We start from the raw sequence: 23438 nt of genomic DNA, 5'->3' as shown, positions 1-23438 counted from the left end.
GCTTACTGTCAATTAGCTGTATGGTGGTCGGAGATTCTGCCATATTCGATGAAGATCAGCAAGACTGCCTGTTAGTCTCGGGCGCATTTTTCGCTCACTGCGCTCACTACAAAGGCACCGGTTACGGCTGGCGTTAGTGCTCATCGCAAGAGGCGCTTATGGCTATTCCTACCGCGAAAGAACTTTGTGAAGCACTCAAGAACAATTGGAGCAGCGTTGAGATTGAAGGCAGCCTATCGAGAAAAGCTCTTAGAATTAAAGCAACCGGGAAGATTTCCTCGCCAGCTGCAATTGCAGCTGGCGGCGTAGCCGCGGCCATTGCCAATCCGCAGACGATTTGAACGACGCAGCATATTGATATTACGCCCACTACCAATTACATGACCTGAATGAAAATCAACTTTCCTGAGACGACTATTGAGAGGCGCCATTAACGGGAAAGACTGGCGCGGGCGCCGATACAACTGATCAAAATATATAAAACCAGCAGGAAGCCAGCGCTCCAGGCACAAGCAGCCAGTATCAACCAGTCGTCCCGATATCCGAAAAAATCGGCACTGATACGTCCAATAGCCGCCAGTGACATCAGCATGGTAATAGTTAATATCAGCCGAATATGTGAGGGATATTGTTTGACATGCAGGAGCGTAACACGCACGATTACATTAGTTGAGAGCGTGCCGAGTGCACCGATCGTGATGGCATGCACAACGGCACTGAAGTATTCCTTTTCTCCGCTTAATTTCACCCATCCCAGCAGTATTAGCCCCAGCGCCAACCAAGCATAACCCAATCCGAGACAGATGAGATCCGGACGCGCCAGACAATGCCACAGCTGCCAACGCAGCAGACGGATGCCAGCCAGCATTCCCGCCACAATCAGCATCATGCCCGCTACTGGCGCAATAACAGGCGATAACACGACGGATGCCAGAACCATGACAATCAACCATCCTTCGATATGCGGCTGCACTCGGGCTTCCAGCTCCATGCCCTGGCGATAGAATTCGCCGGCGGCGGCAGGCGCGAGCATTCTCCCACCCATGAACAGCATCAACAGCGCGAACAACTGCACACTTTCATCGAGCAGATGACGGCTCCACTCGAATGCCGATATTTGCCCGGTCAAGCCTGTAACGATGGCCGCAGCACAAATCAGCCCCAGCAAGGGTGCGAGCAGGCGATTGCGCCATTTTTTGGCTACCCATAAACGTGGCAGCAATCGCCAGGCGAGCAGCATGGCAAAACCACTGTTGCTGGCAAGGCTCAGCCATCCCCAGTCACCTGTCAGCGTACTCACTCGCGCCACCAACCACAGCCCCAGCAACAGCAGCAGATGCCAGGCAGGCATAGGCCCCAGCAAATAGCCCGCAATCAATGCCAGCGCATAGCCAAATAACATTTCATAAGCATGCATGGCAGGCACAGCCAGAATGACGGGAGCAAAACCAGCTCTGGCGAATACTGTCATTGGTATGATCAGCAGGGCATAAACACAGGCGGCAATAAAAAACCACTGATGCGCATGAATTTTCTGCTGCCAGCAGAATGGATGATCGTCACGCATTTATGCCTGTGCCTGCGTGATCTGACTGTTTGGTGGCACGCTCTGTGTAAGCCAGACGTTACCGCCTATCGTCGAACCACGCCCAATGGTGATGCGTCCGAGAATGGTTGCACCTGCATAAATGACAACATCATCCTCAACGATCGGATGACGCGCAATTCCCTTAACGAGCGCACCATGCTCATCTATCGGAAAGCGTTTCGCCCCCAAGGTTACCGCCTGATACAGGCGCACGTTATTACCGATAATTGCCGTTTCCCCGATCACCACACCGGTACCATGATCTATAAAGAAACTCCTGCCAATCTGTGCACCGGGGTGAATTTCTATGCCGGTCATCGAATGCGCAATCTCAGACATCATCCGCGCAATCAGTGGTGCACCCAATTGGTAAAGCTCATGTGCGAGCCGATAGAAAGTAATAGCGGCGATACCTGGATAGCATACCAGCACTTCGTCGATACAATGTGCGGCTGGATCGCCTACATAGGCCGCCATGATGTCATCATCAAGCAGGCGGCGGATCTGCGGCAGACACCTGGCAAATTTCTGGGTAACCGATACTGCTCGGATATGATCCTCCGGACTGAGGACCTCCGTCCCAGCATTGAAATGCAGCTCGTGCTGAATCTGCACCAGCAAGGTACGCAACGTTACATTCAAAATATAACCTACATAATAATCAACTCCTTCGACAGACAAATCAACCGGCCCCAGGCGATTAGGAAACAGTGCCATGCTTAATCCATCAGCAACCGTAGCAATTACCTTGCGTGAAGGCAGTCTCGGTGGCCTGGTATGTCCCTGTCGCTGTTCAAGAGCTGCTATACGCACGGCACGCAATTCCGCAACAACTTCATCGGTTTCCAAATACGTGCTTTTCAACAACAAATCACTTGTACTGATATTGTCATCTGCCACTACTCTCTCCTGTTTAACCCTGTTGGTTGGATGGCTGCAAAAGCAGGTTATTGTACCTGTCATTGCCAGTTTTGCTACCATTCACAGATTGCGACCCTTGTAGGCAACCCTATGAACTCATACCTGATTTGTGGTGATATCGGCGGAACCAAAACCCTGATGCGTGCGGTAGTTATGAAGGATCATGCCTGTGAGACCTGTCTCGAACGCCGCTATGACAGCCAGGCTTATGATGATTTTGATGATGTTTTAAATGATTTCCTGCAGCACCTGCCAGGTGTTCCGGAAGTGGTCTGCCTGGCAATTGCCGGACCGGTGACTGCTCAACAAGTCGCCCTGACCAACCTGAGCTGGCATATCAGCGCTCAGCATATTCAACAGCAGTTTTCAATACCAGCTGTCAGAATCATGAATGATTTCGAAGCAGTTGCCTACTCGATCGAAATACTCTCCAATGACGATCTGGTTACTCTGCAGACCGGCAACCCCCGGCCCAACTCAACCCGCGTGGTGCTGGGCGCCGGCACTGGCATGGGCGTGGCCTGGCTGATAAATGGCGTTAATGGAACCACCGTACTTGCCACCGAAGCTGGGCATATCGATTTTGCGCCTACCAATACCCTGCAGATTGCGCTGCTCGATTATCTGGGGATACGCTACGGACATGTATCAATTGAGCGTATTCTTTCGGGGCAGGGTCTGGTGGATCTTTTCCATTTCCTGCAGGAGGATTCTCTAAAACTCGGGCGAACGGGCAATAAACAACCTGTAGTGAACGATGCAGCAACAGTTACCCGGCTGGCATTCGAACAACAGCATCCCGTCGCCATGCAGACACTCGAACACTTCAGCGAAATCTATGGTGCCTATGCAGGCAATCTGGCGCTGGCAGGACTATGCCATGGCGGAGTCTATATTGCGGGAGGTATCGCACCTCGTATTCTGCGAATCCTGCAGCAATCCGGCTTTACCAGTGCCTTCCAAAACAAAGGACGATTCCGTACTTTGATGCAAACGATTCCGATTCATGTCATTGTCAATAACAAAGCGGGACTGCTGGGTGCCGAATATGTAGCCAGCCAAATGCTGTCCTCCACAGCAAACACTCATACCGGACAATAAGTAAATAAGTAAACGGTCATATGGAAAGCTACGAGACCTTGATGGCCACCCTGGCGCTCACCATGGGCGCTTCCTGGGCGAGCGGCGTAAATTTATACGCTGTGCTACTGGTACTTGGCCTGGGGTCTGCCACTGGCAATATCATCCTGCCTAACGAGCTGGTGGTTTTGAGCAACCCCTGGATTATTGGCGCGTCTGCGATCATGTACCTGGTGGAGTTTATTGCTGACAAAATTCCGGGGTTCGACAACCTCTGGGATGCCATTCATACCTTCGTGCGTATCCCGGCTGGTGCCATACTCGCGGCAGGAGCGGTCGGCGATGTTTCTACTGGCATGGAAATCGCTGCCGGTATTCTAGGTGGCGGAGCTGCTGCGACCAGTCATGCAACCAAAGCAGGTACCCGCATGATGATCAACACTTCACCCGAACCGGTGACTAACTGGACTGCCTCGGTCGGTGAAGATTTTCTGGTGCTGGGCGGTTTATGGACAGCATTGAATCATCCGCTGATTTTTCTGGGGCTATTCGCGATCTTCATCGGCCTGGCGATCTGGCTGTTACCAAAATTATGGCGATTGATCAAATCGTTATCACAGAAATTTTCCCGATTCACCAGACCCGGTCAACCTGCTGCCTTCTCCATTGACAATAGAAAAAAATAATCCCGGAACGAAGCTTCACGTTTGGCGCAAGCACAAGCACAATTCACACACCTTGCCAGCCCAACTTTTGATCATGTTATGATAACGGCAACTGTCTCCCGAAGTAATTCCTTACCTTTTTCTTCACTACATTCATGATAAAACCCGAGCAAGTTATGCAATACCTGCAAGATCACCCGAATTTTTTTGCAGAGCATCCCACCCTGCTGGATTCCGTTCAGCTGTCGCATCTGGATGAGCATGCCAATAATGATCAGGTCATCTCGATCACTCAACGGCAGGTGATGATGCTGCGCAAGAAAAATGAGTTGTTGCAGGACAAACTGCTGGCATTGATCGAAATTGGCGAACAAAATGATGCCATTGGTGAAAAAATGCATCGCCTGGTGGTAGCGCTACTGGGATTCAACTCTCTGACGGAAATGCTGCATGGATTGCAATATCATTTGTGCGAAGATTTCTCCATCCCACACGTTGCCTTGCGACTATGGCAAACGGATGATCTTGATCCTCCGCTTCCCGCTTCGGTGGTGGATACCGTCAGCGACCAGTTACGCATCGTGACCGCCGGACTATCCCAGCCACGTTGCGGCACGGATGTTGACGATGAAATCAAGCAATGGTTTGGCAGTGACGCGCAATATCTGCGATCCTTCGCACTCATTCCCCTGAAAAAAACGCAACACTTTGGTCTCCTGATGCTGGGTAGTCCTGAAGTGGAGCGTTTTTATCCGGACATGGGTACGCTTTATCTGGCACGCCTCGGTGAGCTGGCAAGCAGCTCCGTCATACGCCTGATGCGACAATCTCCACAAACAACCGCTGACACGGATGAATCCACTCCATGAAAAGCAGAAAACTGTACTGCCGCCAGTTCTCGGGCAGTATCTAACCTATCTCAGGGACACCCGCAGACTGGCCACGCTGACTCTGGTCAGTTATGAACACGATCTGGCCACCTTGGTGCGTTTTACCGTACAAAAACACCCAGATGATTCGCGAACACCTGATGACCTTTTGCGGCAACTGCAAACATCCGATATTCGTTATTTTATTGCGCGGCTACATGGCAGCGGGTTATCCGGCAGAAGTCTCGCAAGAATGCTGTCGGTCTGGCGTGGGTTTTACCGATACCTGATCCGTTATCACCACCATGGCGATGACCCCTGTCAAAGTGTACGTGTGCCCAAGTCAGCCCAGAAGCTGCCGAATGCGCTCTCACCTGATGAAGCCGCCCAGCTATTAACTTTCAAGCCAACTGACCCACTCGCAACAAGAGATCTGGCCATGTTCGAGTTATTTTACGGCTCAGGTCTGCGGCTGGCGGAGCTGGCCAGCTTGCAACCAGCGAATATCGATTTCAATCAAGGCATGGCACGCATCACCGGCAAAGGCAGCAAAACACGACTCGTGCCGATTGGCAAGCAGGCGCTGCAAGCATTACAGGCATGGTTGCCGATTCGCGCCGCCATGCTGCCACCCGGCGAAACCGCCCTGTTCCTGTCACAGCAGGGCCGTCGTATTCATACCCGCACCATTGCTCTGCGCCTGAAACAACGTGCTCTGCTGCAGGGACTTGACAATAATGTTCACCCTCATGCGCTCCGGCATTCGTTTGCTTCCCATTTGCTGCAATCTAGCAGCGACCTGCGCGCAGTGCAGGAAATGCTCGGTCATAGCAGCATCCGCAGTACGCAAGTCTATACTCATCTGGACTTTCAGCATTTAACCAAAATTTACGACCAGGCACACCCACGCGCCAAAAAAAAAGGTGGCAAATAGATTATTCTGCTCCCCACAACATCAGAGGATAAGCCGCCAGAGCGCCGACGCTCGAAATAACAAACCATATTGGCAATTAATCTAAATTATCAACTGTTTTACAGGCCAGATAACAGATATAAGCTTACGATATTACTGATACAATTTCTCAGAAACTCAATTCTGCAGCAAGTATTTTCACCAACCAAATGACCGGACTTTAATTATTTTAAGGAGACATTCATGAAAATCAAAAAACTTGCCTTCGCTTTGGCACTGAGTATTGTGGCTAACCCGATCTGGGCGGACCGTATCGGTGGCAGCTCACGCGCCGATTTTCTGACCGATGAACTAGTGATTCCCTGCGTCAAACTGAAAAATTTTAGCGATTCCAACCTGGAAGGTCTTTACTTCGATGTACGTTTGGAAAGACGTGGAAATTCTTTCAATTATGAGCTGGTCGAAGCTGTTCAGGAAAATTCAGATGTGTGTCGGAAAATCGCGGCGCTGGCAGCATTTGAGGATGACGATTATGACAACAGCGATGATGACGATGACGATAACGGATTCAGCCACTCCTCCGGCTCGATCGGTAACGGAAAGGCAACACGCCTATTCGTCGGCTGTGAAATCGATGACGATGACGATGACGGCCGTGAATCCGAAATCGAGCTCAAGGTGCTGAATCTGGCTCCGGGCGACTACCGCGCCCGCGTCACTTCCGGCGGTAATGTCGAGCATAGCTCTGTAAAACAAGCGTCACGCTTCGAGACCGAGTTCAAGTTCAAGAGCGATACGGATGACAGCGACAAGACCTTGATCACAGCCGATTTCATTCAGGACAGCACGGTAACTGGAGAAATTCTAGATATGAATGATGTGGTTGTTCTGAGCGCGAATGCGGTCTGCAAGATTGATGATTGATTGACTGCAAACATTTGATTTTTCAAAATGTGGTCAGATTCAGTTACTGGCCACATTTTGATGAAAAGAATCGAAGGCAGATCATAATTCTCTGCTAATTTTCACAGGCGATTTTCCACATCGTCTCATCCACGCTTCCAGGTTGCGCCACCTTCCATGCCTGCGGCTGGCTATAGGAACGAATAAGCTTGCCTCTCTCCATATTCCAGCTGAATAATTTGAAAGCAAGAACTCTGGCATGCTTTCCCCGGCAGTCATATTCATATCGAATAGTTTTAGATAAGAAATTCACACCAGATGCTTTTTGTTCGGCTCTATAATCCAGCAAAATCCACATCTTGACTTTATCAGCTGCCTTACTGGCCGAGACCAAATCTGCATAAACCGTGTAATCGCTTTCCTGATCACCTTCCCCTACTCGGGTCCATTCGGCCATCGTGTCGGTCGTTGTCATGATCAGCAGCAAAGTTAATAGTATTTTTTTCATGGTTTAATTTTAACCCTCTCTGAGGAATAACTGATTGTACAAATGGCTGAAGGCTGATTATTTTTCTATCAATGCCGTGATGAGCCGAGATTCAATATCCTGATATTGACTGCTGCTGTCCCTGACATGAGACGAGCGAATCCACGCTGGGTTCTGCCGCAGGATGTTGATTATTTCATGCCAGCCTTCCGGCAGACGCTGCGGCTCTAGTGATGAATCAACCTGTTCTACATGCACGGCAGCATGGCCACGATGCACCAATTTATTCAGCAATTGTCGCTGGCGTAAATACAGGATCTGCAAGGTATTATCATCTACACACAGCCAGCTGGCTCCCTGAATTTTTGCCTGGATTTCCTTACCGTAACGGCGAAAGGTGGACCATCCTGTTCCTGCCAGCGCCCCCAGCAAACTGGCCGCCCCCAGGCTCAATCCACCTACCATCAGATCAATTCCGGCACCAGCAGCTGCGCCCTTGAGGGCAGAACTGCCAATATCCAGACCGTAGGCCTTCAGTACCCCGGGTGCAAATAAATCCAGTTGCCAGTGGCCATCCTGTATAGGAAGGTTCTGCAAGATGACATCCTGCTGGGTAAAATTAAAGATGGCCAACAAATCATACAGGCAATTCTGCTCGGCCAGCCGAATCGCTTGCTGCAGTTTCTGCGTAGCAGATTGTGCAGTAACGCCCTGCCCGCTCGGATCAACAGTTTGCCGATAGCATGCCGCCATTACAATCAACATCACAATTCGTCTGGCTGCGGACTGACAGAGTTTCCGCCAAACCTGTGCACGGAAATCGATCAAACGCTGTAACGGCTGATAATAACCCTCCGCAAGACTCTGTATTTTCTGGTATAGCCGCTTCTCTGCCTCAAACGCAAAAGCGACCGTATCCAGTTCAAGCGACGCATGGATGTTGAATTCAGCAAGCTTTTGCCGCCATTTGTCCAAGTCTGCCCGATGCGTCTCGATAAAATTAAATACCGGGATGATTGGTTTCAGGGTTTTGCTGAGCAGTTCGATTTCAATAAGGTATTTTTCCAGGATGGGCTCGCGCACATCAATGACATACAACAGGATGTCACTGCGCAAAACCTGGCGGATAACCTTTGCCTCCTGCTCCAGAGGATCATCCGGCGCAGTCTGTTCAGTAAAATCGGTCAGAATGGCAGCCTGTATTGTACCTTTTTTGCTGGCAACCATTCTGATCAGTTTTTCACGCAAGGCATAGACATCCTCGATCCCTGGAGTATCGTACAGATTGAGGATGGCTTCCTGTCCCGCAGAAATGGTTGCGCGTTCCACATGGCGGGTTGTGCCGGCGGCGTCCTCAATTCTGCCAAATGCGGTACTGCGCAACATGGTACGAATGAGGGAAGTTTTGCCGGTATTGGCATGACCGACTACTGCAATATTGAGTAACGGTGCTTCCCGGTCGGTTGCCGGCCTGGCTGTTTGCATTTCAAATAACCATGCTAGTGAGTGATGACGTGTTCGGCGGGAATGTCACAGGCCTGTGCCAACCTGAACCAAGCCAGTTTACGCGATTCGGCAATCGGTTCCGCTGGCTCGGTATTAAGAAGCAACAACCATCCCGGGCCAGCCGTGGCAGCGACCAGTTCCCTGATCATGCGCTGCACACCGCGATCCGGCAATCGGTAGGCCGCCACGCCGATCAGCAGCGGCTGTTTGCTCTTTTTTATCCTATCAAGCACTTGGCGAAAAGTGGCCTGGTCCGTAATATTGTGTTGACCTTTCACAGCTGCCGGCCAGCGTACCCGGTCATCCAGCTCGATTCCTGTCACCAGCGCCATGGTTGGAATATCGCTGTTGCGACCGCTTGCCATCCGCACGTCACGATCGTCAATCCGCCCGGGGTCGGCATCTACCACACTGGTATCGAGATCCGACTTCAGCAGGCTTTGCCGAAGGCTGACGTAATAAGGCAGGTACAAATCCAGTTGGTAGCGGTGTTCTGAAAATTTCAGCATCAATGATGAGAGCGCAGTTAACAACAATCGCGGCAGCAATCCATAAGCAATCAATGCACCCAGCAGAAATTTTGCCCAGGCACTTCTGGTGGCTGCATCCTGCATGACAACACCGGCCGCATCCACGCGACTTGCCATGACCTGCTGACTGTCAGGTTGCGCCATGCCCAGCCACTCCATGGGGGCAGCCAACAAGCGCGTCAATTCAGGCAGAGTGTTTTCCGGTAACAGCGTCGTTCCCCAAATAAAATCATATTGCTTCGCCGTCATCAACAAAATCAGTATTGTTATGCCAGCAAGCAGGTAACTCAACCAGAACTGATGGGTGAGCAGACTGAATCGCCATTTGCCAATCCGGCCACCGAGACAGGTTTCCCACCAGCCCCTCGCCGCACTCGCAACCAAGGGATCACTTTCTTTTTCTTTTAACCTGGCAGGCAGCCAGCCAGCCAATTGCGCCACCATGCCCATGCTTAATCCGTGAACATTGAGTAGCATGCCGGCCAGCCACAACAGCATCGACAGAAAATTAAAACCCAGCAGCACAGTGAGCAGCCAGTAAATATTCAAGGTAGCGGCCGTATCCACTGCCTTGAAAGCCGCCAGACCGCCCAGCAACGCGGCAACTACCAGTACCACCCGATAAGCACGTTGAAATAATTTTTCCGGTTGCTGCAAACGGCTGTTAAGCGCGTTATCCTGAATCAGGCGGCGCGCTCGCACCATCAGTCGTTCATAAAAATTATCCAGACTGAAGTGGCTAGCGGTATGCGCTGCCATATCCTGGATGCTGGCGTATGAGATTGCCTGTTTTTGACTGTTCTCAATATATCGTAATTGCTCAAGCCTCACCAGATCACTGAAATCGTAATCTTTGTTAGCCATTACAGTTGATATAACATGGTTGGCATGGTTGGCATGGCTGGCAAATTTAATAAAGTAGATAGCATCAAAAGGCCGTGAAAGTCAGACAACCGGAAAGGCGGCCGGGAAAACAAAGCTGGCATGACAAGCAAACGATTAAGCGAGGACAATCTACAGAATGACACTCTACCAAGAAAAAAATAATTCGGTCGTGATCCAACCCGTTACGAAAATGAAACCTGTTGCAATACTCAGATTCTTTTCGATCGAAGGGCCAGGCTATTTTGCCACATTTCTCGACCAGCATGCTGTCCCTTGGCAACTGATCAGACTAGATGCCGGCGATACGCTTCCAGACAATCTCTCAGGTTTCAGTGGTCTGGTGCTGATGGGTGGTCCCATGAGTGTTCACGATGATTTGCCTTGGATAGCACTTGTCATCCATCTGATCAAACAGGCCATTACTTCTGATATCCCGATTTTAGGAAACTGTCTCGGCGGGCAATTACTGGCAACTGCGCTCGGCGGGAAAGTCAGCAACCATCCGGTCAAGGAGCTGGGATGGGGATGGGTGGAAGTAGTTGATACTCCAATTGCGCGCAGCTGGCTGGGGGATCTCACCGGATTTGAAGCCTTTCACTGGCACGGTGAAACTTTCAGCCTGCCACATGGTGCAACCCACTTACTCTCCAGCACATTTTGTTCTAATCAGGCATTCGTATTCGGCAAACATCTTGGATTGCAATGCCATCTCGAAATGACACCCGCCATGGTGAAAGAATGGTGTCATGTCAATGCGGAAGAACTTCGGCAGAACCAGGATAGTCCGGCAGTACAGACCATGGATGAAATACAGCATGACTTACATCAGCGTGTGTCAGTTCTGCAAAGCGTTGCGCGCCGAATTTATCAGAATTGGATTATCACGCTGGATACGCGCGATGATCATATTCAATCTATCCGGCAATCTGAAAAATAAAATGACAGGGAATCGCATTCTGCAGCCTCCGTTCCCGTCAGCCATACATGAGCAATCAGCGCGATTGCGATTGCCGATTCTTCTGACCGATTTTTGCCGGTTTTTCTTTTGCAACCGGATTCCGCAGAGTATAGCCATTTTCTTTCATCTTGTACCCTCCGTATGCGCCCGCACCCGCGGCAACCAGCGTCCAGCAGCCAGATAACAGCGGCAATGTCACAAGCAGCACAACTACAATCAATTTCTGTTTTTTATTTATCGCCATTAAATTCATTTAGATGCTATCCGATCTCAACAGGTAACGTGTCACCGATACATACGCACCCAGCCATCCAAGCCCAACTGCGATAGCCAGCAATGCCAGACTATCCAGCCATACAAAATGATCAAGCCTGAATGTGGCTTCATACAATCTCGCCAGCTCAAACAACGCTCGGTTGATCTGAGCAATACCCGCAGCCAGTATCAGCCAGGTCAACAATGCACCAGCCAATCCCTGAATCGCACCAAAATATAAAAATGGACGGCGGATATAGCTATCAGTTGCGCCTACCAGCCTGGATACTTTAATTTCATCGCCGCGGGTCAGAATCTGCAGGCGGATCATGTTGAATACCGCAAATACCAGCGCCGCGCCAAACAGGGTTGCCAGCATGATAGCGATGATTCTGCCCAGATCCAGAATGGCGTTTAGTTTTCGTGCCCAGTCAGTATCTACCAGCACGTGCGCGATTTTCGGCCAACTCAATATGGCAGTGCGTAGCATTTCAATCTCGTCTACCGTCACCTTTTCAAGATTGACGACAAATACATCGGGTAAAGGGTTCTGCTCAATATTACGCATGATTTCTGCCAGCTCAGCCTCCTGCTGCAGCTGTTGTAAAGCAACTTCCTTGGAAACGAACTGAAAATACGCAATGATAGGGATTTTTTCCAGATTGGTGTTGATGCGTTCTATATCATCTGAAGCTGCTTTGGTATCCAGCAACACGCTCAGTTGCTGGGATTCGAGCGATTGTCCCGCAACAGCACGTAAATTATCCAAAGTCAGCAGAATGCCGGCCGGGAAACTGAGCACAATACCGATCACCACGATGCTCAACAGACTACTGGTCGGTGAGCTGGTCAGCATTTCGAATGCGCGAACCGCTGCCAGCCAATGCTGCCGCAACCATCGGTTCATTGCGCCAGCTTCCCCTGATACAGTTGCAGCACACGCGACCGATTCTCAATCAGCGTCAGATCATGGGTAGCAATCAATATCGTGACACCAACCTGATGAAAAGACCGAAATACCGTCATGATTTCCTGCGCATAGGCGGCATCAAGATTCGCCGTCGGCTCATCGGCAATCAGCACACTTGGGCGGTGAACGACCGCGCGTGCTATACACATACGCTGTTTCTCGCCACCAGACAGACTGACCGGATTGGCTTTTCCCCGGCGCAACAGACCAACTTTATCCAGTGCGGCATGCGCGCGCGCAGTAGCCGCTTTACTCTCCATCCCCATAACCTGCAATGGCAATAAAACATTGTCCAGCACGGCACGGTCGTACAGAATATTTTGCTCCTGGAAAATCAAACCCAGACTTCGCCGCAGGTAAGGAACCATGCTCCGTTTCAGTGTGCCGGTATTCAGCTGGCCAACCCTGACCGCGCCAGAAGTTGGCCGCTCGATGGCGGCAATCAGCTTCAGTAACGTACTCTTGCCTGCACCGGAATGCCCGATGAAGAAAACAAGTTCACCTGCCGAAATCGAAAAACTGACCCCCTGCAACGCCTGAAAGCCACCCGAATAAACCTTGCTGACCTGCATGAACTGGATCATGGCGAATGAATCACTCAGTCGAAAAGCGCCTGTGCAAATTCCCTGGCATCGAAAGGCCGCAGATCATCCAGTCCCTCTCCTACTCCAACAAAACGCAAGGCAGGCGGCGTATGAGTATATTGCGCCGCAATCGCCGCGATAACACCACCCTTAGCAGTCCCATCCAGTTTGGTCAGTACCAGGCCGGTCACGCCCAGTGCTTCATCAAATATCTTTAACTGACTGATTGCATTCTGGCCGGTATTGGCATCCAGGATCAACAGAACCTCGTGCGGCGCATCAGCAATAACCTTGGCAATGACGCGTTTGATCTTTTTGATTTCTTCCATCAGATGCGCCTGGGTCGTCAGCCGTCCGGCAGTATCCGCCAGGACAATATCGATTCCGCGCGCCTTGGCGGCATTGACCGCGTCAAAAATAACCGCACTAGGATCACTTTTTTTGCCAGATTCACTCTCCTGCGAAATCACCGTAATATTGTTACGCTCCCCCCATACCTTGAGCTGTGCCTGTGCGGCAGCACGGTAAGTATCGCCAGCGGCGAGCAGCACCGATTGTCCCTGTGACTGAAAATAATGGGCAAGCTTGCCAATCGTCGTGGTCTTACCCACACCATTGACACCTGCGATCATGATTACAAATGGTTTTTTTTCTGCCGTCTCCATTGGACGGGCAAGTGGTTCGAGCAACTCGGTCAGCGCATCCTGCAAGGCCAGCTTCAATTGCCCGGCATCATCCAGCGCATCACGTTTGACACGTTTACGCACCGAATCCAACAGATGATTGGTGGCAGTAATACCGGTATCAGCGGTCAACAGCGCAGTTTCAAGCTCCTCATACAGAGCCTCGTCAATTTTTCTACCGCTGAACAGACCCGAGAGCTGCTTGCCAAGACTCTGTCGAGTGCGCGCCAGCCCTTGCCGAATTTTGCTCGCAAAACCGGTGGATGGTGCCGACGAATCAGCCGGTGTTTCATCGGCAGGTTTTTTGGATTTAAAAATACTAAACATACTGGTCGGTGATTGTCTCAAAAAGAAAATAATAGCGAAAAACCACCAGGAGAAGCAAAGATCGTCTGCCGCACACCTGATTTGCACGCTGCACGCTTATCCAGGATTATACGCTGCAGTATGCCCAATGATGCAATCAAACCCGCCGGGCTGCATGGTAGATTCATTAAAGCGTGTATGATCAAGTGATGCGCCTTGTGTATTGACAACCATTACAGCCTGGTTCGGCTTTACGGCCATAATTATCCTATATGGATATACGCTTTTACAGGAGGTTCTATGTTGAATTTCGTTTGGTCTCACTGCTGGCACTGCTCAAGTCAGGACATGACAGCGCCTGTCCTGACCGGCATGTCGTTCTGAATGGCAACCCATAGCGATCGTTTCCGCCGGTTTTTGCGTCAGCTAAGGGGCAATCTTTCCGCTGACCATTTTTTAAAACACGCTTTCGATGAGCCACCACTGCGCTCAGAATTGTTCAGCGCGGATCAGATGGAGCAGCGCGGCAAACAACTGGCGGCACTACACGAGATAGCGCGTCAACGCCCGCGTGATTACCTGATGACACGTCTGTCTGCAAATGAAGAAGTTCTGGCCGAGGTGTGCGCTCAGCTCACGACAGCAGTCAAATCCAGCCAGCATATTATGCCGGCTGGAGAATGGCTGTTGGATAACTTCTATCTGATTGAAGAACAAATTCATACCGCCAGGCGCCATATGCCCGAGGGGTATAGCCGTGGACTGCCACGCTTATCGAGCGGCCCTTCGGCTGGTTTGCCACGTGTGTACGATATCGCGCTGGAGATCATATCGCATGGCGACGGGCGAGTAGATGCCACTAGTCTCTGCCGCTTCGTTGCTGCGTATCAAACGGTCAATCCCCTCAAATTAGGAGAGCTATGGGCCATTCCGATCATGCTGCGACTGGCGTTGATCGAGAATCTGCGCCGTGTTGCCATGCGCATCGCCGCTGACAGGATTGATAGTGACCTTGCGGGAAAATGGGCGCAACAGATGGCAGTAATTGCGGAGAAAGACCTCAAAAGCCTGATACTGGTGATTGCGGATATGGCTCATTCGCAGCCTCCCATGTCTACACCTTTCGTAGCGGAATTTACGCGCCAGCTACGGGGACATGGCCTCGCTCTGGCGTTACCACTGACCTGGATCGAGCAAGTGCTGGCCGAATCAGGGCTGACGATCGAGCAGCTTGTCCAGTCCGGCAACCAGCAGCAGGCCGCCGACCAGGTTTCCATCAGCAACAGCATTTACAGCCTGCGCTTTCTGGGTGGAATGGATTGGCGAGAGTTCGTCGAAAGCATGAGCCTCGTTGAGCAAACCTTGCGTACCGATCCGAACGGAAGCTACGCGAACATGGACTTTGCCAGTCGTGACCGCTATCGCCATGTCATTGAACAGATTGCCAAACGCAGCACCCTTACGGAAATCGAGGTAGCGCAATGCGCCATCCAACTTGCGCGAGAAGCTCAGACAGCGCAGCTTGCCCAGAAAGAAAGTGACGAACGCGCAGCGCATGTAGGCTTCTACCTGATTAGTCGGGGTTTACACACGCTGGAAACACGCATCCAAGTACGTTCTTCTATCGCCATATCTTTGATAAAAACTGCAAAGCAACATGCATTGAGCATTTATCTCGGACTGGCTGTTCTGCTAACCTTACTGTTCAGCAGCGGTCTGATAGCAATCGTTTCCACTCAGATACAGGAAAATATCCCGGATGTGTTGCTGGTTGTGTTCGGCATACTCGCATTGCTGTCCACCAGTCAACTGGCGCTCAATCTGGTCAATTGGCTGGCAACGTTATTCGTACCACCCCATCCACTGCCACGAATGGATTTTTCCACTGGCATTCCCGCACCATCACGAACACTGGTCGTGGTACCAACCATGCTGACCAGCCCACAAGGAATTGAAAATCTGGTCGAGGCGCTGGAAGTACGTTTTCTCGCGAATCGGGATGACAATCTATTTTTCTCCCTGCTGACAGATTTTCGAGATGCCCACGAAGCAACGCTTGCCGATGACGAAATTTTGTTGCAGCTGGCGCAGACGAAAATTGAAGCGCTGAACACAAAACATGGTATAGCGGAAAACAAACCATTTTTTCTGTTTCATCGACCGAGACGCTGGAATCCGCAGGCGCGTGTCTGGATGGGATATGAACGTAAACGTGGCAAGCTTGCTGACTTGAATGCATGGTTGCTGGGCGACAGGCAGGATAATAAGACTGGCAAACATTTTTCTTGCATTGTCGGCGATGTCACGCAACTTGTTGGCGTAACTTACGTCATCACCCTGGATACCGATACCCATCTGCCGCGTGATGTCGCGCGGCAGATGGTAGGCGCCATGGCGCACCCGCTGAATCGTCCGCGCTTTGATGAAACACGACGACGCGTCTGCGAAGGCTACAGCATTCTCCAACCGCGTGTCTCGGCGAGCCTGGAAAGCACCAACCGCTCACGTTATGCACGATTGTACGGTGGAGAGTCCGGTATTGATCCTTATACTCGCGTCGTCTCCGATATCTACCAGGATCTATTTGGCGAAGGTTCATTCATCGGCAAAGGCATCTATAAAGTAGATGCTTTCGAACAGGCATTGAACGGGCGTTTTCCCGAAAACAGCATTCTTAGCCATGATTTGCTTGAAGGGTGCTACGCGCGCGCCGGTCTATTGAGCGATGTGCCGGTTTATGAAGATTATCCAGCACACTACAGCGTAGATGTCAGCCGCCGGCATCGCTGGGTGCGCGGTGACTGGCAATTGCTCGGCTGGTTGCTGCCACGTGTTCCCAGTTCCGGAAATCGCCGAGAGAAAAATCCACTCTCACCACTTTCCAAATGGAAATTACTTGATAATCTGCGACGCAGTCTTGTCCCAACCGCTTTAACGTTACTCCTGCTGCTCGGCTGGTGTGTGCTGACATCACCCTGGATCTGGACGCTAGCGGTACTCGGCATACTCCTGATTCCCCCGGTAACGGCATCACTGGTAGACGTTTTTCGCAAGTCCGATGAAATCCGGTTGGGTCAGCATCTTACCACCGTCTTCGGCACAGCCGCTCAACGGCTGGCGCAAGCAGTCTTTACGTTGTCGTGCCTGCCCCATGAGGCGTGGTTCAACATGGACGCAATCGTGCGCACAGTCTGGCGTATGGCGTTCAACCAGGGTCGGCTGCTCGAATGGAACCCGTCCGGTGAAGTAGCGCGCAGCAGCCGCACCGATTTTACCGCTGCTGCTCGTGCCATGTGGGTGGCTCCGTTACTCGCTGTCGCCACAACAATTTACCTGTTGCTGTTCAATCCCGCTGGACTCATCGCAGCAGGACCCATTTTGCTATTGTGGTTTGGATCGCCCGCCATGGCCTGGTGGATTGGACAATCCCCCGCACGCCCTGACGTAACGCTGACCGCCGCACAGACGGTGTTTTTACGTAAGCTTGCGCGTAAAACCTGGGCATATTTTGAGACTTTTTCCGGCCCGAAAAATAACTGGCTACCGCCAGACAATTACCAGGAATATCGAGGTGCGGCGGTGGCGCATCGTACGTCACCAACCAACATAGGAATGGCGCTGCTCGCTAATCTGTCCGCCTATGATTTTGGCTACCTGCCAGCCGGAAAACTGATTGAACGTACCGCTCATACCTTTGACACCATGCAAGTACTGGAGCGATATCGAGGGCACTTCTACAACTGGTACGATACCCGAACGTTGAAGCCATTACATCCGGCTTATATTTCGACAGTAGACAGCGGCAACCTGGCAGGCCATCTGCTGACCTTACGTCCCGGACTGCTCGCACTGGCCGATGATCCCATTTTGCACAGACGTTGGTTTGACGGACTCCGCGATACGCTGGGCATTCTGTTGGATACTGTCGGAAACAGTCCGCCAGCTTTGCTCACGCAATTGCAGCTCACTATTGAATCTGTCTGCAGCACTCCTCCCGCCACACTCTCACAGGCGTGGCAATATCTGGACCAACTGACAAAACAGTCTCAAGTGTTTCTAGACAGCCGGAATACCGCCGGGGAACTGTCGTCAGCAAGCGGCGTACACGCAATCAGAGAATACCAGGAAACCGCAGAAAATTCCGTGCACCACCCGAATCTGGACCATGCCAGTGCAGTCCTTTCAGAATCAGTCGGTGAGCATGACGCAGACTGGTGGGCACATGCACTAGCCACTCAATGTCACGCGGCGCGGGAGGAACTGGTCTTGCTTGCACCATGGCTGCTGTTACCAACAATACCTGATGAATTTCCGGAGGAGCTGGATACGATTCCCACACTACGCGAACTGGCGGATGGCAAAATGCGGCTGGCAATCAAGCGGCAGCTCGATGCCGTCCCTGCTGATCCCAGTACGCAATACCGATGGCTACGGGCAAGTCAGGATGCCATATTGCAAGCCAGTAACCGTGCCATAGAACGGATGGCAGCCCTCGAACAGCTTTCCCGGCAAAGCAGCATATTTGCAGATATGGCATTTGATTTTCTGTATGACAAATCATCACATTTACTGGCAATCGGTTACAACGTCGATGAATTGCGACGGGATGCCAGCTACTACGACCTGCTAGCTTCAGAAGCCAGACTGACCAATTTTATTGCTGTTGCACAGGGACAAATACCCCAGGACAGCTGGTTTGCCCTGGGACGTTCACTGACAACTAACGGTGGCGAACCGGTGCTGTTATCGTGGAGCGGCTCGATGTTTGAGTACCTGATGCCACTGCTGGTCATGCCAACCTATGAAAATACGTTGCTTGACCAAACCTGTCAGGCAGCGGTAGCACGGCAGATCGATTATGGACGGCAGCGCGGCGTGCCGTGGGGAATATCAGAATCCGGCTACCACCTGGTCGATGTTCATCTCAACTATCAATATCGGGCATTTGGTGTGCCAGGGCTGGGACTCAAACGTGGGTTGGCAGATGATCTGGTCATTGCCCCCTACGCCACCATGCTGGCATTGATGGTAGCGCCAGAAGCAGCCTGTCAGAATCTGCAGCAACTCAGCGCATTGGGGTTGGAAGGCAGGTTTGGCTATTATGAAGCGATTGACTATACCCCGTCACGCCAGCGGCGCAATGAATCAAGCGCCATCGTACGATCCTATATGGCTCACCATCAGGGGATGAGTCTGCTTTCACTGTCTTATCTGCTGCTGGGTCGCCCCATGCAGCAGCGATTTGAGTCCGATCCCTGGCTCCAGGCCAGTCTGTTGCTGCTTCAGGAGCGGATTCCCAAAGCAGCCGCATTGGTTCCACGTACGACCGAATTTGCTGATATCCGTTTGGCTACCACCATGCAGCAAACACCGATCCGGGTATTCGATACCGCCAGCACACCCACACCAGAAGTGCAACTGCTGTCAAATGGCCGCTATCACGTCATGGTCACGAATGCGGGCGGGGGCTACAGTCACTGGAAAAATCTCGCCGTAACGCGCTGGCGCGAGGATACCACTTGTGATCACTGGGGATCATTTTGCTATCTTCGCGACGAGCAAAGCGGCGAAGTCTGGTCAACTGCTTATCAGCCAACACACAAACAACCACAACATTATGAAGTCATTTTCTCTGAGGGACGTGCCGAGTTCCGCCGCCGCGACACGATTGACAAAGGACATTTTGAAACCTACACCGAAATGGTGGTATCGCCTGAAGATGATATTGAATTGCGCCGCGTGCGTATTACCAACCGTACTGGCCTCCGTCGCACCCTGACGGTAACAAGTTACGCTGAAGTGGTGCTGGCCGTGCCGGCAGCAGATGCGCTGCATCCAGCTTTCAGCAATCTGTTTATCCAGACCGAAATCGACGAACAACACCACGCGATATACTGTACCCGTCGTCCTCGATCGGCTACCGAGCCAACGCCCTGGATGTTTCATATGATGACGACACATGATGTCGAAATTGATGCCATCTCTTATGAAACAGACCGGGCGCAATTTATTGGCCGTAGCCGTACCGTAGCCAATCCCCAGGCTTTGAGTGGTGATACGCCGAACATACTCTCTGGCAGCCAGGGTTCCGTGCTGGACCCGATTGTTGCTATACGCCATACCATTACGCTCGATCCGGAGCAGATGGCTATCGTCGACATGGTTAGCGGCGTGGGAGAAACGCGCGCGGATATGTTGAATTTGATTGAACGATATCAGGACAGACGACTTGCAGATCGTGTTTTTGATATTGCCTGGACACACGCGCAGGTGGTATTACGCCAGATTAATGCCAGTGAGACTGACGCCCAGCTCTATGGCCGCCTGGCAAACGCCATTATCTATAGCAACGATAAATTTCGTGCCGAGACCAGCATTCTGAAGCAGAATCACCGTGGACAATCCGAATTATGGGGCTACGCGGTTTCGGGTGATTTGCCGATTGTCCTGTTGCAGATCAGCGATGCAGCCAATATCGAACTGGTGCGCCAACTGGTGCAGGCCCATGCCTACTGGCGCCTGAAAGGACTTGCAGTGGATCTGGTCATCTGGAACGAGGACCGCGCCGGTTACCGGCAGTTGTTGCAGGATCAGATTATCGGATTGATTGCAACGGGCACTGAAGCCCATGTCATCGACCGGCCAGGTGGCATCTTCGTGCGACAAACGGAGCAGATGTCAAACGAAGATCGCATCCTGTTTCAGTCGGTCGCTCGTATCATCATCACGGATAGTCACGGAACGCTGGCGGAACAGATCAATCATCCCCGAACCAAAGTCCGGCGAATGCCGCTATTACGTGCAATCCGCAACCACCGCGCTGATCCCGCAAGCGACAGCAAATTTCCAAGAAAGGATCTCACCCTGCAGAACGGATTGGGTGGTTTCACTGCGGACGGGCGCGAGTATGTTATTACGACGACAGACAAACAAATTACGCCTGCACCATGGGTGAATGTGCTGGCCAATCCGCATTTCGGTACCGTCATCTCCGAGAGTGGGCAGGCGTATACCTGGAGTGAGAACGCCCACCAATTCCGGCTGACGCCCTGGCACAATGATCCGGTATCCGACATCAGTGGCGAAGCTTTTTATTTACGTGATGAAGAAAGCGGACACTACTGGTCGCCCACACCCCTGCCCTGCCGCGGCACTAATGCCTACGTGACTCGACATGGATTTGGCTATAGTGTATTCGAGCACACCGAGAGTGGCATTGTCTCCGAATTATGGGTTTATGTCGGAATAGATGCTGCCGTCAAGTATTCTGTATTGAAGGTACGGAATGCATCCGGACGCCCACGACAACTCTCCGCAACCGGCTATGTCGAGTGGGTGCTGGGTGACTTGCGGTCAAAATCGGTGATGCATATTACAACCGAAATAGACGCCAGCAGCGGCGCACTGTTCGCGCATAACCCTTACAACGCCGAATTTACCGGTCGTATCGCATTTTTCGACGTGGACGAAACAGACCGCTCGATCAGTTGCGACCGCACTGAATTCATCGGGCGCAACGGTTCACTCAAAGCTCCTGCAGCAATGACGCACTCACAGCTTTCCGGCAAAACCGGCGCGGCGCTTGACCCCTGCGCAGCCATTCAGATTAAATTTGACCTGGCGGATGGGCAGGAACGTGAAATCATTTTCCGTTTGGGGCAGGCCGGCAGACGCGGAGCTGAAGATGCGCGCAGTCTGATACGCCGGGTGCGGGGAGCGGCGGCTGCGCGTACGGCGCTCGAAGCAGTGTGGCAGTACTGGAACCACACCCTTGGTACCGTGCAGATAGAAACACCCGACCCTTCCCTCAATGTGCTCGCCAATGGCTGGCTGGTCTATCAAACGCTGGGCTGCCGTTTATGGGCACGCAGCGGTTATTACCAATCAGGTGGCGCCTTCGGTTTTCGCGACCAGTTACAGGATGTCATGGCGCTGGTCCATGCCGAACCGCTGCGTGTACGCGAACATCTGCTGTTGTGCGCGGCGCATCAGTTTGTGGAAGGCGATGTGCAGCATTGGTGGCATCCACCGTCTAATCGTGGTGTGCGCACCCGCTGCTCCGACGATTACCTGTGGTTGCCACTGGCAGTAAGCCGCTACGTACTGAGTACCGGCGATCGCGGTGTACTGGATGAATCTATTCCCTTCCTGGAAGGCCGCCCGGTCAACCCCGAGGACGACTCATATTACGATCTTCCGACACAGTCAAACGAGTCAGCCAGTCTCTATCAGCACTGTACGCGAGCGATTCAGCATGCCTTACGGTTTGGCGAACATGGCTTGCCTCTGATGGGTTCAGGTGACTGGAACGATGGCATGAATCTGGTAGGAATCCATGGCAAAGGCGAAAGTGTGTGGCTGGGATTTTTCCTGTATGAAGTATTGACTCGCTTTGCTGAGCTGGCAAAACGACAGGATGATGCGTCTTTCGCCGAGCAATGTCTCGGTACAGCCGCAGAACTGCGTCAACATATCGAACAGCACGCCTGGGATGGCGGCTGGTATCGCCGTGCCTACTTCGACGACGGCACCGCGCTGGGATCAGCAAACAACAGCGAATGCCAGATCGATTCAATTTCACAAAGTTGGTCGGTGCTCTCCGGCGCGGGCGATGCTGCACGATCCCGGCAAGGCATAGAAGCCGTCTATGCACGCCTGGTACGGCATGACAATGCACTGATTCAGCTTCTGGACCCCCCATTTGACACCTCGGATCTTGATCCCGGCTATATCAAGGGTTATGTCCCGGGCGTGCGAGAAAATGGTGGGCAGTACACCCATGCGGCAATCTGGACCGCCATGGCATTCGCGGCCGCGGGAGACAACCAGCGGGCGTGGGAATTATTGAACATGATCAACCCGGTCAACCATGGAAAATCAGCGGCAGGAATAGCGATTTATAAAGTCGAGCCCTATGTCGTTGCCGCTGATGTCTACGCAGTTTCACCGCATGCCGGTCGCGGAGGATGGAGCTGGTACACTGGTTCTGCCGGCTGGATGTATCGGCTGATTGTGGAATCTCTGCTCGGCCTAAGACTGGAAGTCGATAAACTGTATTTCACACCCTGTTTGCCTGCCTCCTGGCAAACATTCACACTGCACTACCGCTACCGGGAAACCGTCTACCATATCGTGGTATCACAAACTCATAGTGATGATGCCGGACAGCGTGGTGCGATGCGCGTTACGCTGGACGGCATCGAACAGCCGGAACCGATTATTCCCCTGGTGGATGATCACCAGGAACATACGGCCGAAGTTCGCATGATAACCAGCTTGCCTCATGTAGAATAAATCCATACATACTGTAACAGCATGATTTTATGAAACAACCA

18 protein-coding genes are annotated in these 23438 nt (G+C 51.9%); 8 read left to right on the top strand and 10 right to left on the bottom strand.

Features of this window, described 5'->3' with window-relative positions; translation table 11 throughout:
* Nucleotides 1-158 precede the first annotated feature (158 nt).
* A complete protein-coding gene (locus NSMM_RS08015; RefSeq protein ID WP_090286389.1) occupies nucleotides 159-341 on the top strand; it encodes a hypothetical protein in 183 nt (60 codons plus the stop codon).
* Nucleotides 342-430: 89 nt separating this feature from the next.
* On the opposite strand, the gene NSMM_RS08010 is transcribed toward NSMM_RS08015, so the two are convergent.
* Together NSMM_RS08010 and epsC are read right to left on the bottom strand one after the other, a co-directional pair.
* Entirely contained in the window at nucleotides 431-1567 is a 1137-nt protein-coding gene (locus tag NSMM_RS08010) for an NnrS family protein (RefSeq protein ID WP_090286387.1), read from the bottom strand.
* A complete protein-coding gene (gene epsC, locus NSMM_RS08005; protein WP_090286385.1) occupies nucleotides 1568-2488 on the bottom strand; it encodes a serine O-acetyltransferase EpsC in 921 nt (306 codons plus the stop codon).
* Between the two features lie 111 nt (nucleotides 2489-2599).
* On the opposite strand from epsC, the gene NSMM_RS08000 reads away from it, so the two are divergent.
* From NSMM_RS08000 to NSMM_RS07980, 5 genes are all read left to right on the top strand, one after another.
* The gene (locus NSMM_RS08000; RefSeq protein WP_090286383.1) at nucleotides 2600-3610 is read left to right on the top strand and encodes a glucokinase; all 1011 of its coding nucleotides are present in this window, start codon (nucleotides 2600-2602) and stop codon (nucleotides 3608-3610) included.
* A gap of 20 nt (nucleotides 3611-3630) precedes the next feature.
* Nucleotides 3631-4275 (top strand): DUF4126 domain-containing protein, encoded by a 645-nt coding sequence (locus NSMM_RS07995; RefSeq protein WP_090286381.1) that lies wholly within the window; start codon nucleotides 3631-3633, stop codon nucleotides 4273-4275.
* A 134-nt stretch (nucleotides 4276-4409) separates the two neighbouring features.
* The gene (locus tag NSMM_RS07990) at nucleotides 4410-5123 is read left to right on the top strand and encodes a DUF484 family protein (protein ID WP_090286379.1); all 714 of its coding nucleotides are present in this window, start codon (nucleotides 4410-4412) and stop codon (nucleotides 5121-5123) included.
* A complete protein-coding gene (gene xerC / locus NSMM_RS07985; protein ID WP_090286378.1) occupies nucleotides 5107-6057 on the top strand; it encodes a tyrosine recombinase XerC in 951 nt (316 codons plus the stop codon). The genes NSMM_RS07990 and xerC overlap by 17 nt, the downstream gene beginning before the upstream one ends.
* A gap of 222 nt (nucleotides 6058-6279) precedes the next feature.
* Nucleotides 6280-6960: a hypothetical protein gene (locus NSMM_RS07980; protein ID WP_090286376.1), complete on the top strand. Its 681-nt coding sequence runs from the start codon at nucleotides 6280-6282 to the stop codon at nucleotides 6958-6960.
* A gap of 94 nt (nucleotides 6961-7054) precedes the next feature.
* On the opposite strand, the gene NSMM_RS07975 is transcribed toward NSMM_RS07980, so the two are convergent.
* From NSMM_RS07975 to NSMM_RS07965, 3 genes are read right to left on the bottom strand one after another with little or no spacing between them, the layout of a single operon-like run.
* Nucleotides 7055-7447, bottom strand: coding sequence for a surface-adhesin E family protein (locus tag NSMM_RS07975; RefSeq protein WP_090286374.1), 393 nt, complete (start codon nucleotides 7445-7447; stop codon nucleotides 7055-7057).
* A gap of 57 nt (nucleotides 7448-7504) precedes the next feature.
* Nucleotides 7505-8911 (bottom strand): GTPase/DUF3482 domain-containing protein, encoded by a 1407-nt coding sequence (locus tag NSMM_RS07970; protein ID WP_090286371.1) that lies wholly within the window; start codon nucleotides 8909-8911, stop codon nucleotides 7505-7507.
* A 14-nt stretch (nucleotides 8912-8925) separates the two neighbouring features.
* Nucleotides 8926-10326, bottom strand: coding sequence for a DUF2868 domain-containing protein (locus NSMM_RS07965; protein ID WP_090286369.1), 1401 nt, complete (start codon nucleotides 10324-10326; stop codon nucleotides 8926-8928).
* A 211-nt stretch (nucleotides 10327-10537) separates the two neighbouring features.
* Here NSMM_RS07965 and NSMM_RS07960 point away from each other — a divergent pair, with 211 nt between their 5' ends.
* Nucleotides 10538-11284 carry a type 1 glutamine amidotransferase gene (locus tag NSMM_RS07960; RefSeq protein WP_090286525.1) on the top strand — a complete coding sequence of 249 codons (747 nt, stop codon included), beginning with the start codon at nucleotides 10538-10540 and terminating at the stop codon, nucleotides 11282-11284.
* Between the two features lie 55 nt (nucleotides 11285-11339).
* Here NSMM_RS07960 and NSMM_RS07955 read toward each other — a convergent pair whose 3' ends face one another.
* The 5 genes from NSMM_RS07955 to NSMM_RS15615 all read right to left on the bottom strand — a co-directional run bounded on the left by NSMM_RS07955 (nucleotide 11340) and on the right by NSMM_RS15615 (nucleotide 14364).
* Complete coding sequence (locus NSMM_RS07955) at nucleotides 11340-11549, bottom strand: hypothetical protein (RefSeq protein ID WP_090286523.1); 210 nt, start codon at nucleotides 11547-11549, stop codon at nucleotides 11340-11342.
* 9 nt (nucleotides 11550-11558) lie between these two features.
* Nucleotides 11559-12467: a cell division protein FtsX gene (locus tag NSMM_RS07950; RefSeq protein ID WP_090286367.1), complete on the bottom strand. Its 909-nt coding sequence runs from the start codon at nucleotides 12465-12467 to the stop codon at nucleotides 11559-11561.
* Nucleotides 12464-13114: a cell division ATP-binding protein FtsE gene (locus tag NSMM_RS07945; protein ID WP_090286365.1), complete on the bottom strand. Its 651-nt coding sequence runs from the start codon at nucleotides 13112-13114 to the stop codon at nucleotides 12464-12466. The genes NSMM_RS07950 and NSMM_RS07945 overlap by 4 nt, the downstream gene beginning before the upstream one ends.
* A gap of 14 nt (nucleotides 13115-13128) precedes the next feature.
* Nucleotides 13129-14124 carry a signal recognition particle-docking protein FtsY gene (ftsY, locus tag NSMM_RS07940; RefSeq protein ID WP_090286363.1) on the bottom strand — a complete coding sequence of 332 codons (996 nt, stop codon included), beginning with the start codon at nucleotides 14122-14124 and terminating at the stop codon, nucleotides 13129-13131.
* A gap of 96 nt (nucleotides 14125-14220) precedes the next feature.
* A complete protein-coding gene (locus NSMM_RS15615) occupies nucleotides 14221-14364 on the bottom strand; it encodes a hypothetical protein (RefSeq protein WP_176753894.1) in 144 nt (47 codons plus the stop codon).
* Nucleotides 14365-14487: 123 nt separating this feature from the next.
* Here NSMM_RS15615 and NSMM_RS07935 point away from each other — a divergent pair, with 123 nt between their 5' ends.
* Entirely contained in the window at nucleotides 14488-23397 is an 8910-nt protein-coding gene (locus NSMM_RS07935; protein WP_090286361.1) for a glycoside hydrolase family 94 protein, read from the top strand.
* Nucleotides 23398-23438: the final 41 nt, after the last annotated feature.

The organism is Nitrosomonas mobilis (genome assembly GCF_900103035.1).
GTDB lineage: Bacteria > Pseudomonadota > Gammaproteobacteria > Burkholderiales > Nitrosomonadaceae > Nitrosomonas > Nitrosomonas mobilis.
Note: the sequence above shows the minus strand (reverse complement) of the source record. Positions and strands in the feature narration are given on the sequence as shown.

What these genes read in the sequence shown, in the direction of transcription:
- NSMM_RS07955 (WP_090286523.1), bottom strand. Translation starts at nt 11,549, where the DNA reads ATGGCGATAAATAAAAAACAGAAATTGATTGTAGTTGTGCTGCTTGTG.
- NSMM_RS08015 (WP_090286389.1), top strand. Translation starts at nt 159, where the DNA reads ATGGCTATTCCTACCGCGAAAGAACTTTGTGAAGCACTCAAGAACAAT.
- NSMM_RS07965 (WP_090286369.1), bottom strand. Translation starts at nt 10,326, where the DNA reads ATGGCTAACAAAGATTACGATTTCAGTGATCTGGTGAGGCTTGAGCAA.
- NSMM_RS07975 (WP_090286374.1), bottom strand. Translation starts at nt 7,447, where the DNA reads ATGAAAAAAATACTATTAACTTTGCTGCTGATCATGACAACGACCGAC.
- NSMM_RS07945 (WP_090286365.1), bottom strand. Translation starts at nt 13,114, where the DNA reads ATGATCCAGTTCATGCAGGTCAGCAAGGTTTATTCGGGTGGCTTTCAG.
- ftsY (WP_090286363.1), bottom strand. Translation starts at nt 14,124, where the DNA reads ATGTTTAGTATTTTTAAATCCAAAAAACCTGCCGATGAAACACCGGCT.
- NSMM_RS07970 (WP_090286371.1), bottom strand. Translation starts at nt 8,911, where the DNA reads ATGCAAACAGCCAGGCCGGCAACCGACCGGGAAGCACCGTTACTCAAT.
- NSMM_RS07995 (WP_090286381.1), top strand. Translation starts at nt 3,631, where the DNA reads ATGGAAAGCTACGAGACCTTGATGGCCACCCTGGCGCTCACCATGGGC.
- NSMM_RS15615 (WP_176753894.1), bottom strand. Translation starts at nt 14,364, where the DNA reads ATGGCCGTAAAGCCGAACCAGGCTGTAATGGTTGTCAATACACAAGGC.
- NSMM_RS08000 (WP_090286383.1), top strand. Translation starts at nt 2,600, where the DNA reads ATGAACTCATACCTGATTTGTGGTGATATCGGCGGAACCAAAACCCTG.
- NSMM_RS07990 (WP_090286379.1), top strand. Translation starts at nt 4,410, where the DNA reads ATGATAAAACCCGAGCAAGTTATGCAATACCTGCAAGATCACCCGAAT.
- xerC (WP_090286378.1), top strand. Translation starts at nt 5,107, where the DNA reads ATGAATCCACTCCATGAAAAGCAGAAAACTGTACTGCCGCCAGTTCTC.
- NSMM_RS08010 (WP_090286387.1), bottom strand. Translation starts at nt 1,567, where the DNA reads ATGCGTGACGATCATCCATTCTGCTGGCAGCAGAAAATTCATGCGCAT.
- NSMM_RS07960 (WP_090286525.1), top strand. Translation starts at nt 10,538, where the DNA reads ATGAAACCTGTTGCAATACTCAGATTCTTTTCGATCGAAGGGCCAGGC.
- NSMM_RS07980 (WP_090286376.1), top strand. Translation starts at nt 6,280, where the DNA reads ATGAAAATCAAAAAACTTGCCTTCGCTTTGGCACTGAGTATTGTGGCT.
- NSMM_RS07950 (WP_090286367.1), bottom strand. Translation starts at nt 12,467, where the DNA reads ATGAACCGATGGTTGCGGCAGCATTGGCTGGCAGCGGTTCGCGCATTC.
- NSMM_RS07935 (WP_090286361.1), top strand. Translation starts at nt 14,488, where the DNA reads ATGGCAACCCATAGCGATCGTTTCCGCCGGTTTTTGCGTCAGCTAAGG.